Origin of the sequence: Pseudoalteromonas sp. SG41-5, assembly GCF_014164495.1 — a bacterium.
In the GTDB taxonomy this organism is placed as follows: domain Bacteria; phylum Pseudomonadota; class Gammaproteobacteria; order Enterobacterales; family Alteromonadaceae; genus Pseudoalteromonas; species Pseudoalteromonas rhizosphaerae.
Genome location: NZ_JACJFH010000004.1, coordinates 118,153 through 125,132 on the forward strand (window position 1 = coordinate 118,153; position 6,980 = coordinate 125,132).

Consider the following 6,980-nt stretch of genomic DNA (forward strand, 5'->3'; position numbering starts at 1 on the left):
CTATGTATTTGAGCTTTTTTAATTTAAGTGAAATGCCTTTCACCTTAACCCCTAACACCGAGTTTTTCTGTGCGCTTGCACCGCATAATGAAGCAATGCAGGTGCTTATTACTGCACTTGAAATGGGAGAGGGGTTTATTAAGGTAGCAGGAGAGGTCGGCACGGGTAAAACTTTATTGTGCCGTAAATTACTTAATCAAATTGAGCATGATTACACCGTTGCTTATCTACCTAACTCATATTTAAGCCCAGATGAGCTACGCTGGGCACTCGCTGTAGAGCTAGGTATGGACGTTGATAAACAATTAGATCAGCAAGCACTAAGTCAGTTGATCAATCATCATTTATTAGCGTTACAAAAAGAAGGCAAAAAAGTTGTTTTACTGATAGATGAGGCGCAAAGCCTAAGCTGGGATGCTCTTGAAGCGTTACGACTATTTACCAATATTGAAACTGAAAGCGAAAAACTGATTCAAGTGGTGCTGTTTGGGCAGCCCGAATTAGACGAAAAACTAGCGCATACACGGGTTCGCCAATTACGCCAGCGTATTAGCTTTTCTTACCAGCTAAGACCAATGACTAGCGGCGAAGTAATTTACTATATTAATCATCGATTACAGGTCGCAGGTTTTAAAGGTGCACCGCTATTTACCAAGCAATTAGGCTTAAAAATAGCGCAAGCAAGTCGTGGTATTCCTCGGTTAGTAAATATCTTATGTCATAAAACCTTGCTGCAAGCTTACGGTGAAGGGCTCACCGCAGTAAGTAGCCGGCACATAAAGCTTGCGGTAAAAGACACCGAAGATTGCACCGTGAATAATTACATCAATGGTTGGAATATTGCAGTGGTGAGTCTATCGGCTATTGCCATTATGATAATTTGGGCGTGGAGGCAATGGCTATGAGTGTCATTAATTCTATGCTTAAAAATATTGAGCAGCGACAGCCAACAACTTCGTTAAATGAGCAAGGTACAGTTGTAGTAGACCCTGTTTATGATTCGCATGGTGTTATTAAAAAGCTACTAATAATCGCCATTGCCTTGTTAGTGGTTGTATTGAGCTATATTTATTTACCTACAGCAAGTGATGATGCTGCTCAATTACCAGAACGAATGGATCTAGTTACCAAAGCTCAAAGCTCAAAAGAGGCTGAGCAAAATAACACGCCAGTGTTAATTAATGCTCCTGTGGTGAGTAACTCTGATGTAATTAAACCAGTTGCTAAAGTAGAACCCATTATTGAAGAAGTCGCAGCGGTAAAAACGGACACCAAAGAGCCGTTTGTAGCTGAAAAACCCATGGTTGCAGCTATCACGGTTGAGCCAAATACAGTGCCTAGTGCCAATAAACAAAGTAGTTTTCAGGTTAAAAAAGTGACTCAGCAACGAACAGAGCAACAGCAAATAGCTGAGCTACTGCGCCAAGCTAAGCAAGCCCTCGAATTTGGTTTATATCAGGAAGGCATAGATGATTTAAGCCAAATTCTTAATCGAGATAAAGGGAATATAGCTGCAAGAAGTTTACTCGCAGCAACTTATTTTCAGCAGCAAGATATTTTATCCGCGCAAAGTATTTTAGAACATGGCATTGCGTTTGACTCGCAAGTACTCGAGTGGCGAGTGCAGCTTAGTAAAATTTATATTACGCGCAAGCAATATTCAGTGGTACAACAATTATTAAGCGATGATTTTGATAGCCAAGGTGATGCGCAATATTGGGCGCTTAAAGGCACTGCTGCGCAGCAGTTAGGTGATCATACTCGTGCATTGGTTTGCTTTGAGCAATTAACACAGTTACAGCCTCAGCAAGGTAAATGGTGGTTAGCTATGGCGACTTCTAAAGATGCACAAGGTGATTACCTCTCGGCGAAACGTTATTACCTAGCTGCAATCGAAGTGGGTAACTTAAACCCTGCAGTGTTAAAACATGCAAAGCAACGTTTGCAGACCTTAGGAGGTGTGTCATGAGACCCAGTCTACGTCTAAGGTTAGGTGATTTATTAGTTGAAGAAAACATGATCACTGAAGCGCAATTGAGTGAAGCGTTAAACGTGCAGGCTGCAACCGGGCGTAAGCTAGGTGCAACGTTAATTGCTCTTGAGTTTATTAGTGAGCCACAATTACTAAGGTTTTTAGCTCAGCAATTAAAAGTTCCCTTTTTAGATATTTCGCAACGCAAAATCTCACCTGAAGTATCCAAGTTGCTTTCTGAAGTAATGGCGCGCCGCTATAGAGCGCTCGTTATAGAAGATAATGGTGACTCAGTACTTGTGGGGATGAGTGATCCGGCCGATTTAAGAGGGCTTGATCAACTCGCACCAATTTTAGCGCCAAAGCGAATTGATTTAGCGGTAGTGCAAGAAAGTCAGATCATGACTGCTTTTGATAACGTTTACCGGCGGACAGAAGAAATTACCAGCTTTGCCGAGCAGTTACATGAAGAGTACGAAGATGTAGAAGAGTTTGATTTAAATTCGTTAGGTGATGAATCCTCTGATGCTACCGTAGTGAAGCTATTACAATCGATTTTTGAAGATGCTGTACAAGTCAGAGCATCAGACATCCATATTGAACCAGATGAAGGTATGTTACGGATTCGTCAACGCGTCGACGGAGTGTTGCAGGAGCATGTACTCAATCAAGTTAAAATAGCCTCAGCATTAGTGCTGCGGCTTAAGTTAATGTCTGGTTTAGATATATCAGAAAAACGCTTACCGCAAGATGGCCGTTTTAATATTAAAGTGCATACACATAGCATTGATGTGCGTTTGTCTACTATGCCGGTGCAATATGGTGAGTCGGTTGTAATGCGGCTATTAGATCAATCTGCAGGGCTATTATCATTAGATGAAACGGGTATGCCAGCAGCGTTGCTAAAGCGGTTTCGCTCAATCTTAAAGCGTCCTCATGGCATGATTTTGGTAACAGGGCCTACAGGTTCAGGTAAAACAACCACTTTATATGGGGCGTTAAGTGAGCTAAATCAGCCAGAAAATAAAATAATAACTGTAGAAGATCCGGTGGAGTATCGTATTGGCCGGATAAACCAAGTGCAAATTAAAAATAAAATAGGGCTTAGTTTTGCCAGCATATTAAGAACAGCATTACGGCAAGACCCCGACATCTTAATGGTGGGGGAAATGCGTGATAAAGAAACGGTTGATATAGGCCTGCGGGGCGCGTTAACAGGGCACTTAGTGCTTTCAACTTTGCATACTAATGACGCTATAACCAGTGCTATGCGGCTAATTGATATGGGAGCACCAGCCTATTTAGTTGCCAGCTCACTAAGAGCCATCATTGCCCAGCGCTTAGTTAGGCGAGTCTGTGATAACTGCAAACAACGATACTACCCTGATGTGCAAGAAGCGAGTTGGTTAAAGTACCTAAATGTTGATGTAGACAATACCGCATTTTTTCATGGCAAAGGCTGTACTGCGTGTAACCACTTAGGTTACAAAGGGAGAGTCGGTATTTTTGAGTTACTCGAAATGGATGAAGCTATGATGGAGTGTCTTCGTCAAAATGACACTCAAGGCTTTGCTCGGGCTGCCAAGAACAACCCTTACTTTGCGCCGTTATCTACCATGGCGTTAGGGTATGCCAAGCAGGGGATAACCACTTTAGATGAAGTATTTAAAGTCGCTGAATATATCCCTGAATTGATAGGAGGTGATGATGCACCTTTATAACTATCAAGCTAAAGACCAAAAAGGCATTTTAATTAAGGGGCAACTTGAAGCTGCCAGCCAGGCAGGTGTTGCCGACAGCTTGTTAAAACGCCAATTTACGCCGATCTCGATTACCCAAATCGATAAAGAAAGCGACATTAACCTTCCGCTTGCGCAACTATTCAAAGAAAAAATAGGCCTGGCAGACATGATTATGTTTTCGCGGCAAATGTACTCGTTGCTCAAAGCTGGCATCCCGATTATTCGTGCCATGGTGGGGTTAGCTGATACCACACAAAATAAAGAGTTTAAGCTGGTTTTAACAGACATAATCAAACAACTAGAGCAAGGTCGGGATCTTTCCAGTGCCATGACCATGCACAATAAAGTTTTTAGCAGATTAACTATCGCAATGGTATTGGTTGGCGAAGGCTCAGGGCGGTTAGAAGATGCTTTTCACCAACTCGCTAGTTATTTTGAGAAAGAACAAGAAACGCGCAAACGCATAAAGGCCGCAATGCGCTATCCCACTTTTGTTATTGCTGCATTATTAGTTGCAATGGTGATTTTAAATATATTTGTGATCCCGGTGTTTGCCACCATGTTCGCGAAATTTGATGCAGAACTACCATTAATGACCCAAATTTTGGTGGCAACAAGTTACTTCTTCGTTAATTACTGGTGGCTTTTATTACTCATTCTTATTGGCAGTGTGATCGCTTGGCGGCGCTATTTGGCAACCGAGCAGGGGTTATATAACTGGGATCACTACAAATTAAAGATCCCCATTGTTGGAAATATTATTCATCGTTCATTACTTGCACGGTATAGCCAAAGTTTAGCCATGGTATTGCGCTCTGGTGTACCTATGACTACAGGATTGTCTTTAACGGCAAAAGCGGTAGATAACACCTATATGGAACGTGCAATTTTAAATATTCGTCAAGATATAGAAAAAGGTGACAGCCTGTTAAGGGCCTCAAGGAGTAGCGAGCTTTTTTCCCAGTTAGTGCTACAAATGGTGGCTGTTGGTGAAGAAACAGGGCGAGTTGATGAGCTTTTGCAAGAAGCCGCTGATTATTACGAGCGAGAAGTCGATTACGACTTACGTAGTTTAACCGCCAAGATAGAGCCTATTTTGACAGTGATAGTTGCCGTTATGGTGCTAATTCTCGCGCTCGGTATTTTTATGCCGATGTGGAACATGATGTCTGCAATTAAAGGGGGTTAACAATGCCCAGTAAACCAGGCCATATAGCAGGTTTTTCTCTTTTGGAGCTTGTGCTTGTGGTTATTTTATTGGCGATTGTAATGAGTGTTGCTGTACCGCAGTTTTTAGATATTAAGGAGCGAGCCCATCGTTCAAATATTGATGCCGTTGCTGGTGGTTTTGCCAGTGCTGTTGGTTTAATTAGGGGGCAATGGGAGCTGGACGCGAGACCATCTGGAAATGGGGTTTCGCAGTTTGTTACGCATATAAATTATGGAGGTGTAGTTGTTGGTGTTGATGGCCGATTAGGCACGCCAACAAGTGATGAAACAGAGCAAGAGAACACGCAGGCATTAGTGATGAGTAGTTACAAATGCCAACAGGTGCTGAATGTGATTTTACAAGGTGCGCCAAGCAATACCCTAAGTAGTGACGCGTCAGTAGTTAAAGATGCAAAGTTTTTAGTGAGGTATAACGCAGATAAACTGCAATGCATTTACTATTTAACTCATTCTTTAGATGCGAAAAATATTCCAATAGATGGTGAACCATATGTTGGCACCAGTGGATTTTCGTACTTTCCTGTAACAGGCAAAGTACAAATTTTTAAATCTTAAGTAATAACAAAGAGGCTTACTTATGAAAACGCAATCAATGAAAAGTAACGTAGTTAATAAACAAGCTGGTTTTACTTTGGTAGAACTGATAATCGTGATCGTCATTTTAGGTATTTTGGCTGTTGTTGCCGCCCCTCGCTTTTTGAATCTTCAAGGAGATGCCAATGCATCAACACTTGAGGGCGTTCAAGGCTCTATTCGCAGTGGGATGAATATAGTCAATGGTAAGGCGATAATTGCCAGTGTGCAAAATTATGCATATGACGACGCCAATGTAACCCCAGAAGTGGAAGGCGTAGCACTTCATTATGGCTACCCTGTTGGTACCATTGAAGCATTTGAGAAATTCTTAGATATTGATTTTGCAGATGTGACTGCTGTTGCTTCAAATGTAAATGGTGCTGATTTCAATCTGGTCGATGGTGATAGTGAAACCACAATAGTTACTATCTTCCCTAATAGTTATGTTGTAACCGATAATTGCCGTGTTGAGTACACACCAGCAACGAGTAAAGATAATCCACCAGTAGTTAATATCGTATTGGATGAGTGTTAATTCATTAACAATGAAATATACGTGTAAGCAACGATTGCGTGGCTTTACTTTGGTTGAATTGATTATCACCTTAGTTATTTTGGGTATCCTGTCGGTAACGGCAGGGCCCAAGTTTCTAGGGAGTTCAACGGAAGACGCTTATGCATATCGCGATCGGGTATTAGCAGTGCTAAGAACAGCTCAGTTACGAGCAATGCAAGATACTGGGCTTACGAGTTGTCATAAATTGTACATAACCGCGACCTTAATTGCAGGACCGACACCGGATACCTGCACAGGTGGTGCTGATGTAAATAACCCGGAAGATTCAGTAGTAGCTATTAAAACGCAGCGCAGTGATTTTGTTTTTACTGCATTGGACGATCAAGGTTCGCAATTTACGCAGATCAATTTTGATCCTTTAGGTCGAAGCGATCAAAGCTGTAATGGCACTTGTCGCATAGATATATCTCTTGCCGGAGTATGTATCAGTGGTGAAGGGCTTATATATGCGTGCCCATAATTATGGGTTTACCTTAATTGAATTGATTATCAGCATTGTCATTTTTGCCATTGCACTGACGATTATTACGGGGTTAATTGCACCTCAAGCACGACAAAGCGCTGACCCTATCATACAGCTGCGGGCAAATGAGCTAGGGCAATCATTAATGAACGAAATTTTGGCCAAATCATTTGATGAGCACAGCGAGCGTGCTCCGCCATTTAGGCGTTGCTCAGAAAGTTCGTTAGCCGCCGCAGATTGCACGAGTTCAGCTGATTTAGGTGCTGATACCATAGAAACACGCACCACTTATGATGATGTTGACGATTATATTGCACTGAGTAATCAGCCTATAACAAATAGTTTGGGTCAAGTGCTTACCCAATACCAAGGCTTTAATGTGGTTGTTACCGTGGTATATGACAGTGACTTTAATAGCGC

Annotated in this window: 8 protein-coding genes; all 8 read left to right on the forward strand. The window is 42.0% G+C overall.

All coding sequences use genetic code 11. The features are described from left to right. Positions 1-2 precede the first annotated feature (2 nt). Positions 3-905 (forward strand): ExeA family protein, encoded by a 903-nt coding sequence (locus H5232_RS02250; RefSeq protein ID WP_182717714.1) that lies wholly within the window; start codon positions 3-5, stop codon positions 903-905. Next, on the forward strand, positions 902-1,969 hold the full coding sequence (locus H5232_RS02255; RefSeq protein WP_182717715.1) for a lipopolysaccharide assembly protein LapB: 1,068 nt from the start codon (positions 902-904) through the stop codon (positions 1,967-1,969). Before H5232_RS02250 ends, H5232_RS02255 begins: the two co-directional genes overlap by 4 nt. Beyond that, on the forward strand, positions 1,966-3,693 hold the full coding sequence (locus H5232_RS02260; RefSeq protein WP_182794233.1) for a GspE/PulE family protein: 1,728 nt from the start codon (positions 1,966-1,968) through the stop codon (positions 3,691-3,693). Before H5232_RS02255 ends, H5232_RS02260 begins: the two co-directional genes overlap by 4 nt. Beyond that, a complete protein-coding gene (locus H5232_RS02265) occupies positions 3,680-4,903 on the forward strand; it encodes a type II secretion system F family protein (RefSeq protein ID WP_182717749.1) in 1,224 nt (407 codons plus the stop codon). The genes H5232_RS02260 and H5232_RS02265 overlap by 14 nt, the downstream gene beginning before the upstream one ends. A 2-nt stretch (positions 4,904-4,905) precedes the next feature. Then, the gene (locus H5232_RS02270) at positions 4,906-5,499 is read left to right on the forward strand and encodes an agglutinin biogenesis protein MshB (protein ID WP_182740307.1); all 594 of its coding nucleotides are present in this window, start codon (positions 4,906-4,908) and stop codon (positions 5,497-5,499) included. 22 nt (positions 5,500-5,521) lie between these two features. Then, entirely contained in the window at positions 5,522-6,055 is a 534-nt protein-coding gene (locus tag H5232_RS02275) for a prepilin-type N-terminal cleavage/methylation domain-containing protein (RefSeq protein WP_182740308.1), read from the forward strand. Between the two features lie 10 nt (positions 6,056-6,065). Then, the gene (locus tag H5232_RS02280; RefSeq protein WP_182717719.1) at positions 6,066-6,557 is read left to right on the forward strand and encodes a type II secretion system protein; all 492 of its coding nucleotides are present in this window, start codon (positions 6,066-6,068) and stop codon (positions 6,555-6,557) included. Beyond that, on the forward strand, positions 6,544-6,980 hold a 437-nt coding region (locus tag H5232_RS02285; protein WP_182830516.1), incomplete at its 3' end, for a prepilin-type N-terminal cleavage/methylation domain-containing protein. The genes H5232_RS02280 and H5232_RS02285, both read left to right, overlap by 14 nt.

Coding starts and splice junctions, on each gene's coding strand:
- H5232_RS02255 (WP_182717715.1), top strand. CDS start 902: ATGAGTGTCATTAATTCTATGCTTAAAAATATTGAGCAGCGACAGCCA.
- H5232_RS02250 (WP_182717714.1), top strand. CDS start 3: ATGTATTTGAGCTTTTTTAATTTAAGTGAAATGCCTTTCACCTTAACC.
- H5232_RS02275 (WP_182740308.1), top strand. CDS start 5,522: ATGAAAACGCAATCAATGAAAAGTAACGTAGTTAATAAACAAGCTGGT.
- H5232_RS02265 (WP_182717749.1), top strand. CDS start 3,680: ATGCACCTTTATAACTATCAAGCTAAAGACCAAAAAGGCATTTTAATT.
- H5232_RS02280 (WP_182717719.1), top strand. CDS start 6,066: ATGAAATATACGTGTAAGCAACGATTGCGTGGCTTTACTTTGGTTGAA.
- H5232_RS02270 (WP_182740307.1), top strand. CDS start 4,906: ATGCCCAGTAAACCAGGCCATATAGCAGGTTTTTCTCTTTTGGAGCTT.
- H5232_RS02260 (WP_182794233.1), top strand. CDS start 1,966: ATGAGACCCAGTCTACGTCTAAGGTTAGGTGATTTATTAGTTGAAGAA.